This is a genomic window from Streptomyces sp. CB01201 (genome assembly GCF_002803085.1).
GTDB classification, from domain to species: domain Bacteria; phylum Actinomycetota; class Actinomycetes; order Streptomycetales; family Streptomycetaceae; genus Streptomyces; species Streptomyces hundungensis.
This window is the reverse complement of the sequence record NZ_NNBJ01000009.1, coordinates 132,269-149,806: the sequence shown is the minus strand read 5'-3', so window position 1 is coordinate 149,806 and position 17,538 is coordinate 132,269. Positions and strand designations below refer to the sequence as shown.

14 protein-coding genes and 1 riboswitch are annotated in these 17,538 nt (G+C 70.2%); of the genes, 3 read left to right on the top strand and 11 right to left on the bottom strand.

The annotated features are described in order from the left end of the window. Nucleotides 1-640: 640 nt before the first annotated feature. Together CG740_RS39750 and CG740_RS39745 are read right to left on the bottom strand one after the other, a co-directional pair. Entirely contained in the window at nucleotides 641-868 is a 228-nt protein-coding gene (locus CG740_RS39750) for a hypothetical protein (RefSeq protein ID WP_159030352.1), read from the bottom strand. Nucleotides 869-1,674: 806 nt separating this feature from the next. Then, the gene (locus tag CG740_RS39745) at nucleotides 1,675-2,184 is read right to left on the bottom strand and encodes an RICIN domain-containing protein (protein ID WP_159030351.1); all 510 of its coding nucleotides are present in this window, start codon (nucleotides 2,182-2,184) and stop codon (nucleotides 1,675-1,677) included. Between the two features lie 747 nt (nucleotides 2,185-2,931). Between CG740_RS39745 and CG740_RS19915 the strand changes: the two genes are divergently transcribed. Together CG740_RS19915 and CG740_RS19910 are read left to right on the top strand one after the other, a co-directional pair. Then, on the top strand, nucleotides 2,932-3,492 hold the full coding sequence (locus CG740_RS19915) for an RDD family protein (protein WP_100576537.1): 561 nt from the start codon (nucleotides 2,932-2,934) through the stop codon (nucleotides 3,490-3,492). 749 nt (nucleotides 3,493-4,241) lie between these two features. Continuing rightward, complete coding sequence (locus CG740_RS19910) at nucleotides 4,242-5,150, top strand: immunity 49 family protein (RefSeq protein ID WP_100576536.1); 909 nt, start codon at nucleotides 4,242-4,244, stop codon at nucleotides 5,148-5,150. 429 nt (nucleotides 5,151-5,579) lie between these two features. Here the strand turns inward: CG740_RS19910 and CG740_RS19905 are convergent, their stop codons facing one another. The 8 genes from CG740_RS19905 to CG740_RS19870 form a co-directional block, all read right to left on the bottom strand. Beyond that, nucleotides 5,580-6,023: a MarR family transcriptional regulator gene (locus tag CG740_RS19905; protein WP_100576535.1), complete on the bottom strand. Its 444-nt coding sequence runs from the start codon at nucleotides 6,021-6,023 to the stop codon at nucleotides 5,580-5,582. Further along, a complete protein-coding gene (locus CG740_RS19900) occupies nucleotides 6,020-6,514 on the bottom strand; it encodes a MarR family winged helix-turn-helix transcriptional regulator (RefSeq protein WP_100576534.1) in 495 nt (164 codons plus the stop codon). Before CG740_RS19900 ends, CG740_RS19905 begins: the two co-directional genes overlap by 4 nt. 152 nt (nucleotides 6,515-6,666) lie before the next feature. Continuing rightward, nucleotides 6,667-7,149: a DUF4430 domain-containing protein gene (locus CG740_RS19895; protein ID WP_100576533.1), complete on the bottom strand. Its 483-nt coding sequence runs from the start codon at nucleotides 7,147-7,149 to the stop codon at nucleotides 6,667-6,669. A gap of 103 nt (nucleotides 7,150-7,252) precedes the next feature. Further along, complete coding sequence (locus tag CG740_RS19890; RefSeq protein ID WP_100576532.1) at nucleotides 7,253-8,098, bottom strand: ECF transporter S component; 846 nt, start codon at nucleotides 8,096-8,098, stop codon at nucleotides 7,253-7,255. Further along, the gene (locus tag CG740_RS19885) at nucleotides 8,095-9,774 is read right to left on the bottom strand and encodes an ABC transporter ATP-binding protein (protein WP_100576531.1); all 1,680 of its coding nucleotides are present in this window, start codon (nucleotides 9,772-9,774) and stop codon (nucleotides 8,095-8,097) included. Before CG740_RS19885 ends, CG740_RS19890 begins: the two co-directional genes overlap by 4 nt. Beyond that, nucleotides 9,771-10,952, bottom strand: a complete 1,182-nt coding sequence (locus CG740_RS19880; protein ID WP_100576530.1) for an energy-coupling factor transporter transmembrane component T — start codon at nucleotides 10,950-10,952, stop codon at nucleotides 9,771-9,773. The genes CG740_RS19885 and CG740_RS19880 overlap by 4 nt, the downstream gene beginning before the upstream one ends. 19 nt (nucleotides 10,953-10,971) lie before the next feature. Continuing rightward, on the bottom strand, nucleotides 10,972-11,883 hold the full coding sequence (locus CG740_RS19875) for an LPXTG cell wall anchor domain-containing protein (RefSeq protein WP_100576529.1): 912 nt from the start codon (nucleotides 11,881-11,883) through the stop codon (nucleotides 10,972-10,974). Then, nucleotides 11,880-14,684 carry a prenyltransferase/squalene oxidase repeat-containing protein gene (locus CG740_RS19870; RefSeq protein WP_100576528.1) on the bottom strand — a complete coding sequence of 935 codons (2,805 nt, stop codon included), beginning with the start codon at nucleotides 14,682-14,684 and terminating at the stop codon, nucleotides 11,880-11,882. Before CG740_RS19870 ends, CG740_RS19875 begins: the two co-directional genes overlap by 4 nt. Nucleotides 14,685-14,948: 264 nt before the next feature. Further along, a riboswitch (cobalamin riboswitch) is annotated at nucleotides 14,949-15,077 on the top strand. Nucleotides 15,078-15,195: 118 nt separating this feature from the next. Here CG740_RS19870 and CG740_RS19865 point away from each other — a divergent pair. Beyond that, nucleotides 15,196-16,605, top strand: a complete 1,410-nt coding sequence (locus tag CG740_RS19865) for a terpene cyclase/mutase family protein (RefSeq protein ID WP_100576527.1) — start codon at nucleotides 15,196-15,198, stop codon at nucleotides 16,603-16,605. Between the two features lie 88 nt (nucleotides 16,606-16,693). On the opposite strand, the gene CG740_RS19860 is transcribed toward CG740_RS19865, so the two are convergent. Then, nucleotides 16,694-17,272 (bottom strand): TetR/AcrR family transcriptional regulator, encoded by a 579-nt coding sequence (locus CG740_RS19860; RefSeq protein ID WP_100576526.1) that lies wholly within the window; start codon nucleotides 17,270-17,272, stop codon nucleotides 16,694-16,696. Nucleotides 17,273-17,538: the final 266 nt, after the last annotated feature.

The following is a 17,538-nucleotide window of genomic DNA, read 5'->3' as shown; positions in this document are numbered from 1 at the left end:
GTTGTAGTAGGCAAGGCAGCGAGTGTCCGAGCCTGCGGGGCTGTACTGGGTGAGGGTGGCGATCAGCCGGTGCCAGGTCTCCCGGTCCAGGCTTCCTTCGGTCGGCGGGATCATGTTCAGTGGCCAGCTGCCCTCCTTCGTGGCTGAGGGGAAGCAGCGGTAGGAGGGCATCAGCCCGTCGGGCACCATCGGGTCGCCGGTCCGCCGGGCGAGCTCGGTCCATCGCAGCCGCCGCCAGCCGGGGCCGGGGTGCCGGGTACGGCCCATATCTCCCCCCGTGGCGATGCCCACGGCGTCGAGGTCGAGGCCGCCGACAACGTGGGGCCGGGTGCTCCCATCGGCAAGACGTGCCCGGTGGTACTCGTCGTATGACACTTCGACTGGTCCGTACGAGACGAACCACAAGCACCGACAGCCGACCGCCGCCAAACGATCTATAGCGCGTCACCTGTGCGGAGGCGTGACCGCCGCTGCTCACTGACGCCGAGAGCCTTTGCCGATCGACGCGGATGCCCGGCATGTCGCGGTCGCGATGGCGCGGTCCCGGGTGCTTCGCTACGAATGCCAGGCCCCGGGCCTCACTGAGTCTGCTGATGGGCCGTTGCTCAGCATGCGGTACCGCGCAGGAGCTGGCACTCCTTCACTCTTTGAACATCGGCCTTCGTTCGACTCTCGTGATGGTCACCTTGGGGTGTTGCGGCACGGGCTTTGCGTGATCCACGGCAGTGAGTTCTTCGGGCCAGGTGCCGCCGGGATATACGCCGACGACGTCGGTCCTGAGGTGCACAGTGGTGTCGAATCCGCCCGGGCCTTCCACACGGATGTCGACGGTGTACTGAACACGCTGGCTGGTTGTGTTCTTGATCATTACGGGGACAGTGAGCTTGGCCCCGATATGCACAGGGGTGTACACGGTGACGTCCCCCTTCGTGACAAGGACGGTCTGAAAGTCCTGGTCTTGCGCGCCGCCTGCCAGTTCGGAGGGGCTGGGCGACGCCTCTTTCGCAGACTTGGCGTCTCTCAGTGGCTGGTCCCTGTGGGACGGGGAGGGGGATGGGCCGGCGGACTGCGGGGGTGACTGCTTATTGCCGCAGCCGGTGAAAAGGGCGCACATGGACAGTGTCGTAAGCGTCAGTACCAGGGCGGGGCGGTGATTGTGTCTGCCGCCGCGCGGGGGCCGAGGACCGTTTGCAGAGAAGAGCATGATTTGCCTAGCTGTCAGAGGGTTTCTTTGCTCCGAACCAGCGTCAGCGGCCCTGCTGGAAGGCCCGCGAGGACGCGGAAAGGAAGGCTACAGGTTCACTCACTTGGGACCCTCTGGAGGCTCCGATGCTCCGTCAACTCCTTTATGGCGGAACCGTCTTGATTCTGTCGGCCACTCTGGCTTGCGTACCTGACCGGCGCATCCAGCGCTTTGGGGCGGGCCGTCGCACCACACCACTCTCGCTCGCCTCCTCCGAGCCGAGTCCGAACTCCGGGGAGCGGGCACAGGTCCGGGGTCCGGCTCCGGAGTCACCTTGGCGTGGCTGCAGTGCAGGTGACGGAGTCGGCGAGGATGGTGCGGATGTCGCGGCGCCGCGGGGCCGCGGGGCGCGTCGCGCGGGGCCACCGTTCCGGTCGCCTCGACGCGCACGGCAGCGTCTTCGGGGACATGCTCTACGTGCTCTACGTGCTCTACGTGGCGAACCATTTCTGGTTGTCGCCGTAGTTGGCGCTCCACACCTGCAGACGTCCATTCGAGTTCATGTCCAGGACCAGGCTTGTGTTGCCGCCATTGACGAGTTCGTACCTGCCGTTGCCTTCCGGCCACGCGTACCAGGTGTAGTCACCGCCGGTCACCTGGCCACACGGACCTGAGACGACGACCGGAGACCCGACCTTTGTCCAGTTGGGTACCAGGCACCCCCAGTTGGGCTCCCACTCCAGGACGTACCAGGCCCCGCCACGCGAGTCGTAATTGCCCTGACGGACGAGGGCCCAGTTGCCCTGTCCGCACGGCACCGCCCGGACGACTGCCCCCCATGAGTTCGACTCCGGAGCGAAGCACGGCGATCCAGCCGCGACGACGCGCAGGTTCTGGGACATCCCTTGTGTGAAGTCGGCGTGAGCCGGTACCGCTTGCGCCACGAATGCAGCCGCGGCGGCACCAGCCACCGTCAGCATCCGCCGCCACCGTTTTGCCATGAAGACCCCCTGCTTTCATCGCCTGGCGCAGCCGATCGCCACGGGACAGTTCCCGTCCAAGCGTTCTGCGCGCCTGCGACCGTACAGACACCGCTCCTTCATCCGTCCTGGGTTTGTCCTGGACTCGTCCTAGGCGGTGTCTTGAACTGATCCTGTGTGATGGATCGTAGTCGTGCGATACGAGGTCGCGAACTGCCGCATTCTGAGCGGGAGTCCATCCGTCGTTCGCTGTCGGCCGAGTAGTTGCGGAGGCGGGACGGGGTAGGACGGCGGCGGGGCGCCACCAGGCTCGGTGGAGGTTCCGCACCGGTTCTGCTTGGCCAAGTCCAAGGCGGTGAATGGGGGGCGTACTCCGCCGCAGCGGTTCTAGGTCGCGGTCGCGCGGCGCGGTCGCGCGGCGCCGTCGCGGGGCGCACGGGTCGGCTCCCTGTGCTTCCGCCAGGGTTCGGCGCACTGGGGGCCCGGGTGCACCAGGTTGAGTGGACCGAACTCGTGCATCCAGAAGCCGACTTCAGATTCGTCGTCCTCGTGTGGTAACTCATCGTCGGCGAACGCGTATTGGTGCTCGACTTGGCATGTTCTCGCCGCGCAGTCCGGATCGCGGGAGGTTTTCCAAGGAGGTGTACGAAACGGTGTGAGCGCGGGTCGTTAGGGTGAGGCAGTCGGGCGGCGATCGGCAAGCCGTGCCTGACGCGGCACTCCCATCCAGCCGACCCGGCTTCCGTACTATCGATCCTAGGAACACGCATGAGCGACATCAAGACGGCGGCGCATCCGGTGGCCCTTGATCTGCCGTGCTCCATCGGCAACCATCTTCGCCGGGATCTGGCGGTGTTCCTGGACATGCTCTGGGCCCTGCTGTGCGGACTCATAGCCATGGTGTTCTGCGTGGTCGTACAGAAAGGCCTGGCGACGCTGCACGGTTCGGACGTCTCGTGGAAGCGAATCGCCTTAATTGGCTTGGCAGTTGGGCTGGTCGTGATGGTGACCGGGTCCTTTGCCAACCAGGTTCTGCTGACCGTGTGGACGCGGGCCAGTTTGGGAAAGCATGTCGCGTCGCTGCGCGTCGTGCGCGTGGACAACGTTACGCGGCCGCGTTTCTGGCAGGCCGTACGCCGATGGTTGTACGGGCTGGTCTTCGTCATCGTCGCACTTCCCTTTGCTGCCTTGCAGTTGACCGACATCGGTGGACCCGAGGGACCACGTCATGACGCGATGGGCCTGCGCATTGTCCGCAGCGCCTGCCTGAAACTGCGGGGGCAGTGTCCCGACTGCGCGTCGAACCACACGCCTCGCCGGCGCGCCTGAGAGCACGACGTTCCTGTCACCCAGCCCTTGCCACCAAACGGCCGCCTGCTCTTCTCATCCGCCACCCACTCTTCAGGTGGGCCTCGCCCCCATGCTTGTCAACGTCCTGCATCGGGCGATATTCGTGATGACGGGCCCCGAGGCGGCGAGAGTCATCGTTTGCCGACGCGGTGGTCCCGGGCCAACGATCAGCTCGCCGGGACCGTCGCCTCGCGGCCCGGCCGCTTCCGGGCGTGCGCGGTGAGCCCCGACCCGGCCGGCGATCACAGCGGCGGCCGGAGTGGAGCGCACCGTATGCGAAGCGGGCTTCAACAGCGCCATGTTGTACGGCTGTACGGTCAGGAAGCCACCGAAACGGGTGGCTGTCAGCTGCGGTCTTTCCGCCGGCCCGGCTTGAGCGGCCGGCCACTCCGGGAACAACCACGACAGCCAAACAGCGCACGTTCGACTCACTCTGACGGCCCATCATCTACTTCCCGCACCCACGTCCCACGCCCACTCCTTACATCCATTCCTTACTTCCCCTCCTCCCATCCCACCGAGCTGACATTCCGAAGCCGGACAATACGCTTGGCCCTACTGAAGGCGCGGCCCACGTCCATGCACGAGGCGCACCTTTCATCTTTGAGGTGTCGGGCCCGGGGGCCCTGCACGAGCGGCATCCGTGTCAGAGAGGATGAGCTGTTGTAGATCATTGGCGTGCGGCGGCGGGACCCCTGCCGTCCGCGGTGACGGGGAGGACGGCAGCTATGTGGGAAGTGAAGCGCCATGAGGTCGGCGAGGTCCGAATCGGTCAGGCCCTGGAGGACATCAGGGGGCGGACCTTCGGCCGGTGGCATGGACTGCGCCACGACAGCCTGTCCATCAAGGGCCTTCAGGCGATGAGGGACGAGCTTCTCGACCACGTCGGCGCCGTCACCCTTCAGGATCCGGCGCTGGAGTCCGCGCCGGGCCGCCTGGCTCTGCGGACGGCAGCGGAGTGCTCGCTCGGTGTTCTGGCACTCGGTACCTTCCCCAGCGGTGACTTCGAGGTCCTCTTCCCGCTCGTCGAGAAGGAGCTCAGCAGTGAGGACTTCGACTTCGGTGACGCGGTGGATCAGGCTCCCACCGCCGGTATCTGGGTGGAGACCTTCGCTCTGAGCTTGATCACCGGACTGCTCTGGGAACAGGATCGGATGATCGGCCCTACGCTGAAGGACGACTACGCTCCCGAGCTCCACTCCGGACTGCCCTGCTCGCCCCTGAGCCCTGTCGCGAACCCGGCCGAACTCGCGGCGATGGACGCGCTCTGCTGCTATCTCCACCTGGAGGAGACGTCCCAGTCGCCCTGGGGGGCGCCGGGGGTGCCGCCCGTGCGCAAGCCCGAGGCCGAGGAACGTGCCGCCGCCGCGGCGCGGCTCGACGAGGCCGGGACGTTGACCCCCGACCAGCGGCTGCTGCGCATCCTCCTCGACGACGACCAGCCGGCATTTGAGACAGCCCTGGCCCACCGCCTCCTGGCACATCACGACGGGGCCGGAACAGATGCCGCCCCGAGGTCGCTGCTGCCGGTCGAAACCATCGCTTTGGCCGCCCTTGCCGTGAACGCGCACGGATGGGAGCTGAGTGTCCGCTCCGGATACCTGCCGGCGGCAGCGGTGCGTGCCACGGCCCCGTAGGAATCGCCGTCCTGGCGGGCGCTTCGGCTCGGGCTCGGATGGTGGCAAGACGGGTCGAAGTGCATGCCTGTGCCGACGATGGCGCCGAGGGTGCGGCGGTCGATGACGGCCGCGCACAGCGGGGAGTGGCACCGCCGGGTCAGGTGGTGGGGCAACCGTGCCGGCCGCTCGACGGGACGACGAACGCATCCAACAGCCGGTTCAGTGCCGCCGGGTCCTCCGCGCTGTGTGCTCCCGAAGTGGCGTGCGGGGCGGGGGCGTTGGCGGGTACGAGCTTGAAGTAGGCGGTGCCCAGGGCGCCTTTGTACGCCTCCGACCGATTGAAGGAGACCGTCAGCCGGGCGGCCTCGGGAAGGTCGACGACGCCGGCGCAGGTGCCTGCCGCCTCGGCGACGGGCCGCTAACCGGACGAAGGCTCCATCGGCTCGGTCAATCGGCCAGCGCCGCGAGCTCCGCGTTGGCACGCTCGGTGACCAGGGCGAGGACGCGGCCGGCGGCGGCCAGGTCTTCGGCGGATATCCCGCCCCAGACTCGGGCAGTGACGGGGGCGGTCGACGCACCGACGGCAGCGATCAGCTCGCGCCCCGCCTCCGTGGCGCGAAGGTGCTCGCCGTCCACGGCGATCAGTCGGTCGGCCAGCAGCTCGTCGAGGGTGGTGCGGATGTCGGCCGGGTCGGCCTTGAGGGAGGACCGGACCTGGGCGACGAGATCGTCCGGCGTGAGCGGGGCGTCGGCGGTGACGGCCGCGCGCAGGGTGACCTGCTGCTGGAACGTGACGCCGTGCCGGGCCAGGACGTGCTCCAGGACGCCGCGGGCTGCGTAGTGGGCCAGACCGAGGGCGCGGGCGTCGGCGACGAGCGCGGTGGTGGTCATGGTGGTGTCCCCTTAGTGCTCTCGTTGTTCGGTAGGGGTGGAGTGAGAGGTGTGTCGAGCAGGGCCGTCAGCTCGTCGGTGAAGGCGTGCGTGCGTGGGGCGTCGAGCCCGCCGAGCGGCTCCAGCAACTGCTGATGGAGTTCCTGGACCATCGCGATGGCCCGCCGTGTGATGGCCTGCCCCTGCGCCGTGAGGGCGAGCTGTACGGCGCGTGGGTCGCGTGGGTCGCGGGTGCGCTCGATCAGCTCGGCCGACTCCAGGGCGCGCGCCAGCTTCGACACGTACAGCGCTTCCAGGCCGGTGTGGTCGGCGAGTTGCCGCTGGCTGGGCCGCTCACCGGCCCGCTGCATGCCGTACAGCGACGCCACCAGCGAGTACTGCGCATGCGTGAGCCCCAGCGGAGCCACCGCCCGATCGACGGCGACGCGCCACTTGTTGGCGAGCCGCCACACCAGGAAGCCGGGCGTTGGGCCCGGTGAAACCTTGCTCATGTCGAATAGAGTACATGGATATTATGTCCATGGCTACTATTTTCTGGTGCGGCGGTGCCGGCACGCCCGGCCCGGCACCGCCGCACCGGGCGGACGGAACCTCCGGGGGAGACCGCCTCCGCCCGTCACATGATCAGGACGAGATACAGGCTTTAGAAGCTGGTCCAGGTGAAGGCGACTCTGTCACCCGACTTGAGGGCGAGCTGGCAGCCGCCGACCGGGGTGGGGGTGCCGTTGACGGAGATGTTCCAGTAGGCCGACGTGCCGCCGCTCACGTTCTTGACGGTGTCGACGGAGAAGTCGTCGAACGAGGCGTACCAGGTGCCGTCCCAGGCGAAGCCGCGCTGGTGGGCGGCGTCGTCGAGGGCCGCCGTGGGGGTGGGAACCGGCGCGGGGTTCTTTGCTCCGTTGGTGCCGTCGCACTTGTGGGTGCCGCCGGTCGTGGTGGTCACGTCATGACCCTTGGTTCTGACCAGGCCGTTGAAGAGCGTGCTGTTCGGCCCCTTGACCGTGACCGTCACGAAGACCGGTGCGTTCGGATTCGGCGTGGGGCAGGCGAGGGCCGGGGTCGCCGTTAGGGCGAGACCCATGGCGGTGGTGGACAGGATGGCGCGGCGCAGGGCTGTCTGACGCATGGTGGGGCCTTTCTGGTGTGGGACGGACCGCAGGGCGTCGCTACGCCGTGCGGGGTGTGGGGTGGTGGGGTGGTGGGGTGGTCTCGCGCCCTGGCCCTGGCGGTTAGGGGTCGAGAGGGGGCGCTCCCGCGTCGGGCCCTCGTCGTGGCGCGAAGCCGAAGGGGGCCTGGAAGCGGGCTTTACGGGCCGCGCGCCGGAAGACGGTGAGGACGGCCGGGCCCGCGAGGACGATGCAGATGAAATTGGTGACGGCGCGGCCGGTGTCCCAGCCGAGTGAGGTGGCCAGGTCGAAGGCGAGGTAGCGGTGCCATTGCTCGGTGAACGGCAGCCCGGGCAGGTAGGCGATGGAGCTGTTGGGGTCGAGGGAGAACGGCCAGAACGACAGGTTGAGCAGGAATCCGAAGAGGTAGCCGGACAGCGAGCCGTAGAGCGCGAGCAGCAGGATCTCCGGGCGGCCGGAGGCGCGGGGGAGGAAACCGGCCAGCATGCCCACGAAGGCGCAGCCGAACATCTGATAGGGCATCCAGGGTCCGACTCCGCCCGTGATGAGGGCGGAGGCGAACAGGGAGGTGCAGCCGAGGGTGAAGCCGAAGCCCGGACCGTAGACCCGTCCGGCGAGGACGAGGATGAAGAAGACCGTCTCGATGCCCGCGGTCCCCGCGCCGAGCGGGCGGATCGCCGCGTTGACGGCGGAGAGCACCCCGAGCATGGCGAGCGCCTTGGAGTTGATGCCGCCCTCGGCGATCTCGGAGATCACGACGCAGAGGACGAGAACCAGCAGCACACCGAAGATCAGGGGTGGGGTGTAGCTGGAGCCGAACTTGCCGGGTGCGACCACGAACGGCCAGAAGAAGGCGACCACACCGACGAAGGCCGCCATCGCGATGATGGCGCCGGCCCGCGGGGTGATGCGTATGGCCGTGGTGCGCGGTCGCGCGGAGCCGCTCATGGGCGTCCGCCGTCGCCTGCGCCCGCATCCGCGACCGTGACTTGGTCCACGGTCAGGTAGGGGAGCGGAGAGAGCACCTTGGCGACTTGCGGTGCGAACACGGGGGAGGAGACGACGACGTCGGCCGCGGGTCCGTCGGCGACGATCTCCCCCTCGGCCATGACCACGACCCGGTCCGCGGTGCGGGCGACGAACTCCACGTCGTGCGTCGACACCACCACCGCACGGCCTTGCGCCGCCAACGCATCGAGAATCCGCGTCAGTTGAGCCTTGGCTCGGTAGTCGAGTCCGCGCGTCGGTTCGTCCAGGAGGACGACACCCGGCGCGGCGGAGAGCTGGATGGCCAGGACCAAGGCCAGCTTCTGGCCCTCGGACAGGTCCCGGGGATGCGCCGCGTCGTCGATGCCGGGTGCCAGGCTGTCCAGGATCGAGCGGGCTGACAGTCCCGCGCCGACGCCGGACTCGGTGTTCGCCTGGTCGAGTTCCTGCTGGACGCTCTCCAGGTAGAGCAGATCGGTCGGAGTCTGCGGGACCAGCCCGACGAGCTGCCGCGCCTGTGTCGCCGACACAGAGCCGGGGTCGCGGGACGTGCCCGGCACGGGGTGGTTCGAGGGCGACCATCGGCTCACGCGTACGGTCCCGTCAGAGCGTTGTCCCGAGCCTTGGAGTGCCCAGAGCAGTGAGGACTTGCCGGAGCCGTTGCGCCCCATGAGGGCGACCGTCTCCCCGCCGTGCAACTCCAGGTCGACCCCGCGCACCGCGGGAAGCGCTTGGCCCCGGTAGCGCACGCTCAGCCCGCGGGCATCCAGCATGCGGGGGTGCCGCGCGCCGGTGATCGCCGGCCGGGCGGGCGGCACCGTGCGGCCGGTCAGGCGCGTGCGCAGGGGCGCGGCCGCCCGGCGTGCGTCGCGTACGGAGAGCGGCAGCGGGGTCCAGTCGGCGTGCCGGCCGAGCTCGACGACGGGCGGCGCGATGGCCGTCGTGCGGAACACCTCGGCAGGCGCGCCCGAAACGACACGGCCGTTGCCCGGCAGATAGAGCACCCGGTCCGCGTACTGGACGACGCGTTCCAGACGGTGCTCGGCGAGCAGCACGGTGACGCCGAGGTCGTGCACGAGGCGAGTGATCGCCGCGAGGACCTCTTCCGCGGCGGTCGGGTCCAGCGCGGAGGTCGGTTCGTCGAAGACAAGGACGCGTGGGTGGGCGGTGAGCACGGAGCCGATGGCCACGCGCTGCTGTTGACCGCCCGAGAGTTCGTACAGGGGCCGGTGGCGCAGTTCGGCGAGGCCGAGCAGGTCGAGGGTCTCCTCGACGCGTTTGCGCATGGTCTCCGGCGGGATCGCCAATTGCTCCATGGCGTAGGCGAGTTCTTCCTCGACGGTGTCGGTGACGAAGCCGTCGAGCGGGTCCTGGCCCACGACGCCGACGACATCGGCGAGTTCGCGGGGCGGATGCTGCGCGGTGTCGCGGCCGTCCACCGTCACGGAGCCGAACAGGGTGCCTCCGGTGAAGTGCGGCACCAGGCCGTTGACCGTGCCGAGGAGGGTCGACTTCCCGGCCCCGGTGTGGCCGACGACGAGGCAGAGTTCGCCCTCCTCGACGGTGAGGTCGACGTCGCGCAGCACCGGTTCGGCCGTCTCGTCGTACTGGACGGTGACCTGGTCGAAGGTGATCATGCGGTGGTGGCTTTCTCGGAGTGCTGCGCCGGGACGCTCGGTGTCGCCCGCACGGCCTGGGTGGGCAGTGGCGGCGGGGCGAGGAAACCTGCGGCACCCGCGAGCAGGATGGCGGCGGTAGGGACCAGCGGGAGGGTGGGCCAACTCAGCGGATAGATGGACGGGTTGAGCTCGGCCGCGTTGAACCCGACATCGGCGAAGAGCAGGACGGCGGACAGGACGCCGCAGCCGGCCACGGCCCACTCCTCGAAGCGCCAGGGATCGGGGCGGTAGGAGGTGCGGGTGACGCGCCGCCCCCCGAGGCGCAGTCCGGCCACGCACAGAAGCGCCCCGGCCGCCATGGAAGGCAGGCCGAGCGGCTTGGGCGCGGTGGCGTCGAGGAGCCCGTATGCCCCCGAGCACAGGCCGCACATGCCGAGCAGGAGCAGCGCGCCGGTCAGTCGGCGCGAGCGCTTCGTGGCGTGCCCGGCCCGGCCGTATCCGCGGGAGTCCATGGCGGCGGCGAGGCGCAGCGAGCGCTCCAGGGCGTCTTCGAGGACGGGGACGACGATGCCGCGCAGGGCGCGGAGCCCCTTGGTGCGGCCGGCGCGAAGCCGTCGTGCGCGGTGCACGCGCTGGACGCTCTGCACCAGTTGGGGTGCCACGCTGATCGACACGGTGACCGCGACGCCGAGTTCGTAGAGGGCGCCGGGCAGGACGCGCAGCGCGCGTTTGGGGTTGGCCAGGGTGTTGGCGGCGCCGATGCAGCACAGCATGCAGGCCAGGCGCAGTCCGTCCACGGCCGCCGAAAGAAGGGCCTCCAGTGAGACGGGGCCGCCGAGTTGGATACCCGCGTACCAGGAGGGGGTGGGGATGTGAGGGAGGGAGAAGAGGAAGTGGTCGTGCGGAGTGACGCCGGTGGCGAACAGGGCGCGGAAGACCACGCGGATCGCGACGACCGATACCGCGAGGTACAGGTAGTACTTGAAGCCGCGGGCCCAGGGGGCCTCGGTGCGCCGCATGGTGATCACGTAACCGAGCACGACGAGGACGAGGATCAGCAGCAGCGGGTTGTTGGTGCGGCTGACCGCGGTGGCCAGGGCGAGGGCCCACACCCACCAGGCCATGGGGTGAAGGGTGCGGGGCAGCCGGCGTTCGTCCGAGCCCGGGCGGGCGACGGGCGCGGACGGGCGCGGCATGGCGGCAGGGGGCACGCGGCTACTCCGAGCGCCTGCGGCGCATGGCCGCGTACCCGCCCGCGCCGCCGATCAGGACGACCAGTCCCGCGGTGACGGCGATGGGTGTCATGGATCCCGTGTCGTGGGCCGCGTCGGCCGCCGGCGCCGCGTTGACCACCTTCGGGCTCGTGCCGGGGGGAGGCGCGGTACTCGGGGAGGTGGCTGCCGAAGCTGACGGCGAGGGGGACGCGGACGGTGAAGGGGAAGCCGTCGGTGAGGTGCCCGATGGTGACGGCGACGGGGATGCCGGGTGTTCGGGTGCGGGGCCGGTGTCCGTGCGCGGAGGGAGCGGGTCGGCCTTCTTCGTCGCGTCGGAGCCCTGCGGTGCGCTGCCGCCGGTGGGCTGGGCGTTGTGGGCGCGCAGTTGGTCGGGGCTGAGCGTCGGGCGTCCTTCGGTGCCCTGGACGTTGGTGCCGCCGAAGATCCACAGGTCGACGCTGCCCGGCTTCGGCTTGTAGAGCATCGCGCTGAGCTGGCTGTACTCCCAGGTGTTCGCCCCGGGGTCGGCGTGCCAGTACGACCAGTAGGCGGAGGCGGGCGGGGTGAGGACGCAGTCGTCCTGTGCGGGGGGCGGGAACTGCTTGCCGCCCTGGTAACCGCTGTAGCCGATGCGGCAGATGAACGCCGGGCCGTCGTGGCCGGTGCCTGTGGTGCGCCAGCCGCCCTGGTTGAGCAGTTCGTACCCCGTGGTGGGGGTCGTTCCGCAGGAGCGGTAGACGGGGCCGCCCCACCTGCTGAAGTCGACCGCGAGCACGGCCCCCGCCGAGGTGGTGCACTGACCCATGGGCTGGGGTGAGGCGGCGGCCGGTCCGGCGGCCACGGTCAGGGCGCCGACCGTGAGCGACAGCGTGCCCGCGGCGCGGGCGAGGGCCCGTAGCGTGCGGGTGGTCATGGCCGGCCTCCCTCGGCGGCACGGCGGCGGGTGATGACCACAGTGCGCCAACCCACGAGGCACAGCAGCACGGCGGCGAGCGCAAGTCCGGTTGCCTGTACGCCGGTTGACGCCAGCGTGCCACTGCCACCGGAGGCAGCCGGGCCGTCCCCGCCCGGCGTGACGATGTCCGGCGTCGAAGTGTTCGCGGACTTGCCCGGTGGCCGTGCCGTGGTGCCGCTCAGGTCCCGCGTCAGCGTGCCGAAAGAAGTTCCGACGGCACCGCCGAGCGCCTGGGTGGAGGCGCGCACGTCCGAGCCCCGCTGGCCGTCGGCCGCCACGTTGAAACCGCCGTCACTGTTCTGCTGGCCGGCGAGGAACGTGCGTGCCTTCTTGATCTGGGCCCCGTACTTCGACGCGTCCAGCGAGAGACCTTGGATCGCGAGCGCCGCGGAGTTCACCGAGTCGCCCGAGGCGCCCCGGAAGCCGCCGTCCGGCAGTTGTTTGCTCGCGATCCACGCGAGCGCCTTGCTGACGGCGCCCTTCGACCGGTCGTCCCGGACGAGATCGAGGGCCATGGCGGCCATCGCGGTCGAGTCGACCTCGGAGTCGCCGGTCGACGGAATCAGGCTCGGCCAGGCGCCCGTGTCGGTGTGCTGAAGGCTCTCCAGATACGCGACGGGCCCTGCCGCCAGTGACTTCTCACCCGCGCGCAGCTGGGCGATGACGCCGAGGGACTGGGCGAACACCGACGGGGCGTAGCGGTACGCGCCCTTGTCCGGGCAGCTTCTGTCGGGCCCCTTGCCGGGAGCGGTGCAGACCGCCTGGCCGAGCGCCGCGATGAGGTCGTGTCCCGCGAAGTTCCTGGGGTCGCGTCCGACGGACTGCGCGAGGACGGCGACCTTCCCGAGGGAGCCGCCCGCCGCGTGTGAAGTGCCCACACCGGTCCACTCGTTGATGGTCCGTGCGGGTGTGGCGCCGTCCTGGCCCTTGGTGTCGAGGAAGTCCACGATGCCGCGCAGCGCGGCGTTGTCGCTGCCGGTCGCCGCGAGCGCGTAGGCCCCGTCGATGGTCAGACCGAAGTCGGCGAACCCGGTGCCGGCGATGTTCTCGTAGAAGTGGCCCCCCTTCAGCCGGGAGCTGTCGGTGAGGTACGCGGCTCCCTTGGCGAGGTCGGGGCCCTCGCCCTTGGCCCACGGAGGCATTGAACCGGTGGGGGAGGGGCCGGTGGGCTTCGTGCTCGGATCCGTGGACGGCGGGGCCGTGGGGTCCTTGGTGGGCGGAGTGGTGGGTGGGGTGGTCCGCTTGGTGGTCAGGGTCGCCAGGTCGCTTCGCGCGCCGGCGATGACGGCGCCCCAGGTCGGGTAGATCTCCGGGTCGGTGGCGCCTTCGTCGAAGCCGAAGCCGCCGGCCTTCGTCTGCTGGCGGGCGATCCAGGAGACGGCGGCGTCGGCGCGGGTGGTGTCGCCGAGCAGCCGCAGCGCCTGCGCGGATTCGCCGGTCGCGGTCACGTCGCCGGCGGTGACACCCGGGTAGGCGCCGAAGGCGCCGGTGGCGAGCTGGGCCGCGCGCAGGTTCGTGCGCGCCTTGGCCACGGCATCGTCGTGGCCGCCCGCGCGCCGGAGGACGATCGTGGCGTACGGGGTGGTGGCGGGGTCGCCCGACGAGCAGGCTTCACCCGCACGCAGGAGGGTGGGGCTGAAACCGCCGTCCTTGCACTGGTGGGCCGCAACCCGCGCGAGGGCCTCGGCCGGGATCGGCCCGCCCGCCCGCTGGAGTGCGAGGACCGCGAGCGCCTGGGTCGTCACGTCGCCGACCGCCGGGAAGTCGCCCCTGCCGACGCAGTCGGGCAGGGCTTCGGCGGTGCACATGCTCTTGGTGAGGTCGCCGAGCAGGTCGTGGCCGCCGAAGGCGTGCGGGTTGCCCTCGGTGCTCTCGGCGAGCAGTGACAGCAGCGCCGCTCCGGTGGGGCTGGGGGCCCGGTCGACGCCGTTCGGATAGGCGAACTCGACGGTGTGCGCGGCCAGATAGGCCGTCATGCGGGTGAGTGTGTCGCTCTTGCCGCCTGCGGCGGCGAGGGCGAGCGCCGTGCGCGCTGTCTGGTACAGGTTGGGCGCGGAGCTGCCTTCGTCGTAGATGTGGTCGCCGTCGTGGAGCAGGCCCTTCAGCCAGCCGGCCGCGGCCGTGAGGTCGACCTCGGCGGGCTCGACGACGGGCGGATGGTCGCCGGGGTCGGTCTGGCCCTGGGCACGTACCTGGGCGGGGGTGAAGCTGGGGCCGCCGCTGCTCCCGTCGGGGCCGGTGGGACCGAACACCCAGGCTTCGACGGAGCCGTCCTTGGGGTGCTGGCTCATGGCGCCGAGCGGGCTGTAGCTCCAGTAGTCCTGGCCGGGCGGTGCGATCCAGTAGGACCAGTAGGCCGCGGCCGGAGGTGTGAGCTTGCAGGCGTCCTGATCCGGCGTGGGGTACTGCGTGCCCGTGTGGAACCGGTCGTTGCCGAGGCGGCAGATGAACGCGGGGCCGTCGTGCTCGGTACCCGTCGTCGTGAATCCCGCCTCGTGCAGCAGGTCGTAGCCGGTGGTCGGGGTGGCGTCGCAGCCGCGTACGATGCCGCCGCCCCAGTGCCCGAAGTCGACGGCGACGACGGCCCCTCGGGTCGCCGTGCAGTCGCCCAGCGGGTCGGCCGCCGCGGGTGCCGCTCCGGCGAGGAGGAACGCTCCGCCGCCGGCCGTCAGGGCGACGGCGCACAGCACGGAGAGCAATCGCGCGCGTATGCCTCGGCCTGGTCTGTCTGTCGTCCCCACCGGTACCCCCTGCGTCATCCGCGACGGAGATGTGCAGGGCAGGAGGGTCCCAGACGGCCGCTGGGACAAGGGCCTTCCGCGCCACACCGTAGTCCGCGACGGCGTCTGTAGCTTGGATCAGCCCAGGTAATCCGGCTTGTCCGGTGGGTACTTGAGGTACCACCGAATCCACGGTTGCGGGTCAGCGCCGGATTTCGACCGGCTTCCCCTGGGAACTGACAAGAGAATCGGGCGGATTGGAACACGGCTGCGGCCGGCGCGTCAAGTGGTGGGCAGGCGCGACGGGTTCGGGTACCGTCCGGTGTTGCCGCATGGGGGAATCTGGTGCGAATCCAGAGCTGACGCGCAACGGTGTGGACCGGCCGGAGAGCCGGGGCGAGCCCGAAAACCCACACGGCGTTTACGTCAAGGAAGTCGAACCACGCGCTTGGGCGACGGCCTGCTGCTGCCGTGCGCCCAGCGTTCCCGTCCCGGGGACGGACGCCACGGCGCCTCCGGTCGGCGTCCCCTTCTCCCGGGAGTACCCGACATGACCTCCACCCGTGCCTCTCGCCATGCCCTGCTGACGGCTGCCTGCACACTGAGCGCCCTCGCTCTGACCGCGGTTCCCGCCTCCGCCACCTCGTCGCCGGCGCAGCTGGCCACCGCCAGGACGAACGGCGTGAGCTACCTCAGATCACTCCAGGCGGCCGACGGCTCCTACGCCGGGGCCGGGCTCTCCAACGAGTGGGCCTTCTCCGCCTTCGCGGCGGCCGGCACCGCCGCCGTCGACGTCGCTCCCGGCGGCGACACCACGAAGAACGCCCGTACCGTCTACCGCAACCTCCTCGCCACACCGGCCTGGCCCAGCACCTCGCCGGTCGTGACGGACTACGAACGCGGGATCATCAACGCCTACTCGGCCGGCATAGACCCGGCCCGCGTCTCCGCCAGCCGCAACCTCATCGCGGACACCTACGCGTACTGGCAGAACTCCGCCCCCGGCTACTGGGGTGCGCCGAGCAACTTCAACGGGACCGTGTTCGCGCTGCTCTCGCTCGGCGGCGCCAGGACGCAGGCCGGCGTCCAGCGCATCCCGCAGACGCTCCTCGACACGTCCGTCACCACCGTGCGGGCCAACCAACACAACGACGGCGGCTGGAACTTCAGCAAGGCCGAGGGCGACCCGACCGCACTCGCCGCGGCCAGCGACATCGACATGACCGGCGCCGCCATGGCCTCCCTGTGCGTCTCCGGCGTCCCGGCCACCGACCCGGCCATCACCAAGGCCAGGGGCTTCCTCAAGTCGAAGCTCATCAACACCTCCGGCGCCTTCGACGCCATGTTCGGCGTCAACACCGACTCCAACGGCTGGGCCGTCTCCGGCCTGAACGCCTGCGGCATCAACCCCCAGACCGGTGACTTCCTCACCAAGGCCGGGAAGACCCCCGTGGACTTCCTGATCGCCCAGCAGTTCAAGCCCGGCGGCGGCTTCAAGTACCAGCCCAGCGACACCTCGCCGTCCGGCTACGCCTCGATCGACGGCCTGCGTGCCGTGGCAGGCGGCGGCTTCATGGCGACGCCGCCGGTGCCCGCCACGACGGGCGCCCCGCAGTGGGTGTCCACGACCGGCTTCACCACGGGCACCACGTCCAAGCTGGCCCTGACCGTGGACACCGGCAGCGCGCTCAAGGTCTGCTCGGTGGCCGTCACCCCCACCGCCTCCACCCTCACCCTGGGCGCGGTCCTGGACACGGCGACCAGTGCAGCCATCCCCGCGGGATGCGTCACCTCCGTCGCCCCCGGTAGTGGAAGCGGCATCATCACCTCGGTCAACGGGCTTGCGAACAGCGGCGGTTCGACGTGGAAGGCGAGCGTCGACGGTGCTGCGGCCGCGTCCGCCAACCGTGACACCGTGATCAACCTGGGCGACACCCTCTCGCTGCGCTACGGCAGCTGAGCACGGCACGGCGGCGTGCCCGGCAGCCGAGTCCGGCACGCCGCCCTCCGGTGAACGAGCGCGGGTGCGCTGCTCGGTGCGCGCTCGTTCATGACCCCGGCGCGCCCGTCCGCAGCCCGTCCATGACGAGGTCGAGCAGACGCGTCGAGCGGGTCTGCCAGTCGCTGTGCGGGTCGATCTGGAGCAGCCCGGCGATGGCGAGGAGGAAGTCGTCGGGCGTGACTCCGGGACGGATCGTGCCCGCCTTCTCGTTCGCCCGCAGCAGCATCGACACCGCCGCGACCATGGGGGCGTGGCCCAGTGCGCCCAGGGTGCGGTAGGCCGTGCTGCCGCCGCGCAGGGCTGCCGCCAGACCGACCTTCGCCATCACGTACTGGGCCATGCGGTCCATCCACTCCCGCAACGCCTGGTCCGGCGGCCGGGTTTGGACGAGGTGCGCCGCCGCGTCCGAGAGCTGCTGGACCTCGTGGCGGTAGACCTCCAGGACGAGGGCCTCGCGGTCGGGGAAGTTGCGGTAGAACGTGCCCTGCCCGACACCGGCCTTCTTGGCGATCGTGCTCAACGGCGTATCGGCCGAGCAGGTCAGCTCCTCCAGGGCCACTTCCAGGATGCGTTCGCGGTTGCGCAGGGCGTCCGAGCGCAGGGGTGCGTCCTTCTCGTGCCGCATGGGTCCTCCTCCTGACGCCCGGTGCTCCGGCGGTGCCAGTACTCCTGCTCGAAGTACTCTTGCTAAGCGGACAGCTGTCCGTTACGTTCGAGATCAACGGACAGCTGTCCGCTTGACTGGACCATAGTGGCATGCGGAACCCGTGCGGTCGGGCGGGGAGCCGCGCGATCGGACAGCGTTCCGCCGCACACGCCGGCTGTCCCGGCACCCGTTCCCTCTCCGTACCGCTTCGCTTCGCGCACACGCCTCAGGCGCACGTGACAGGG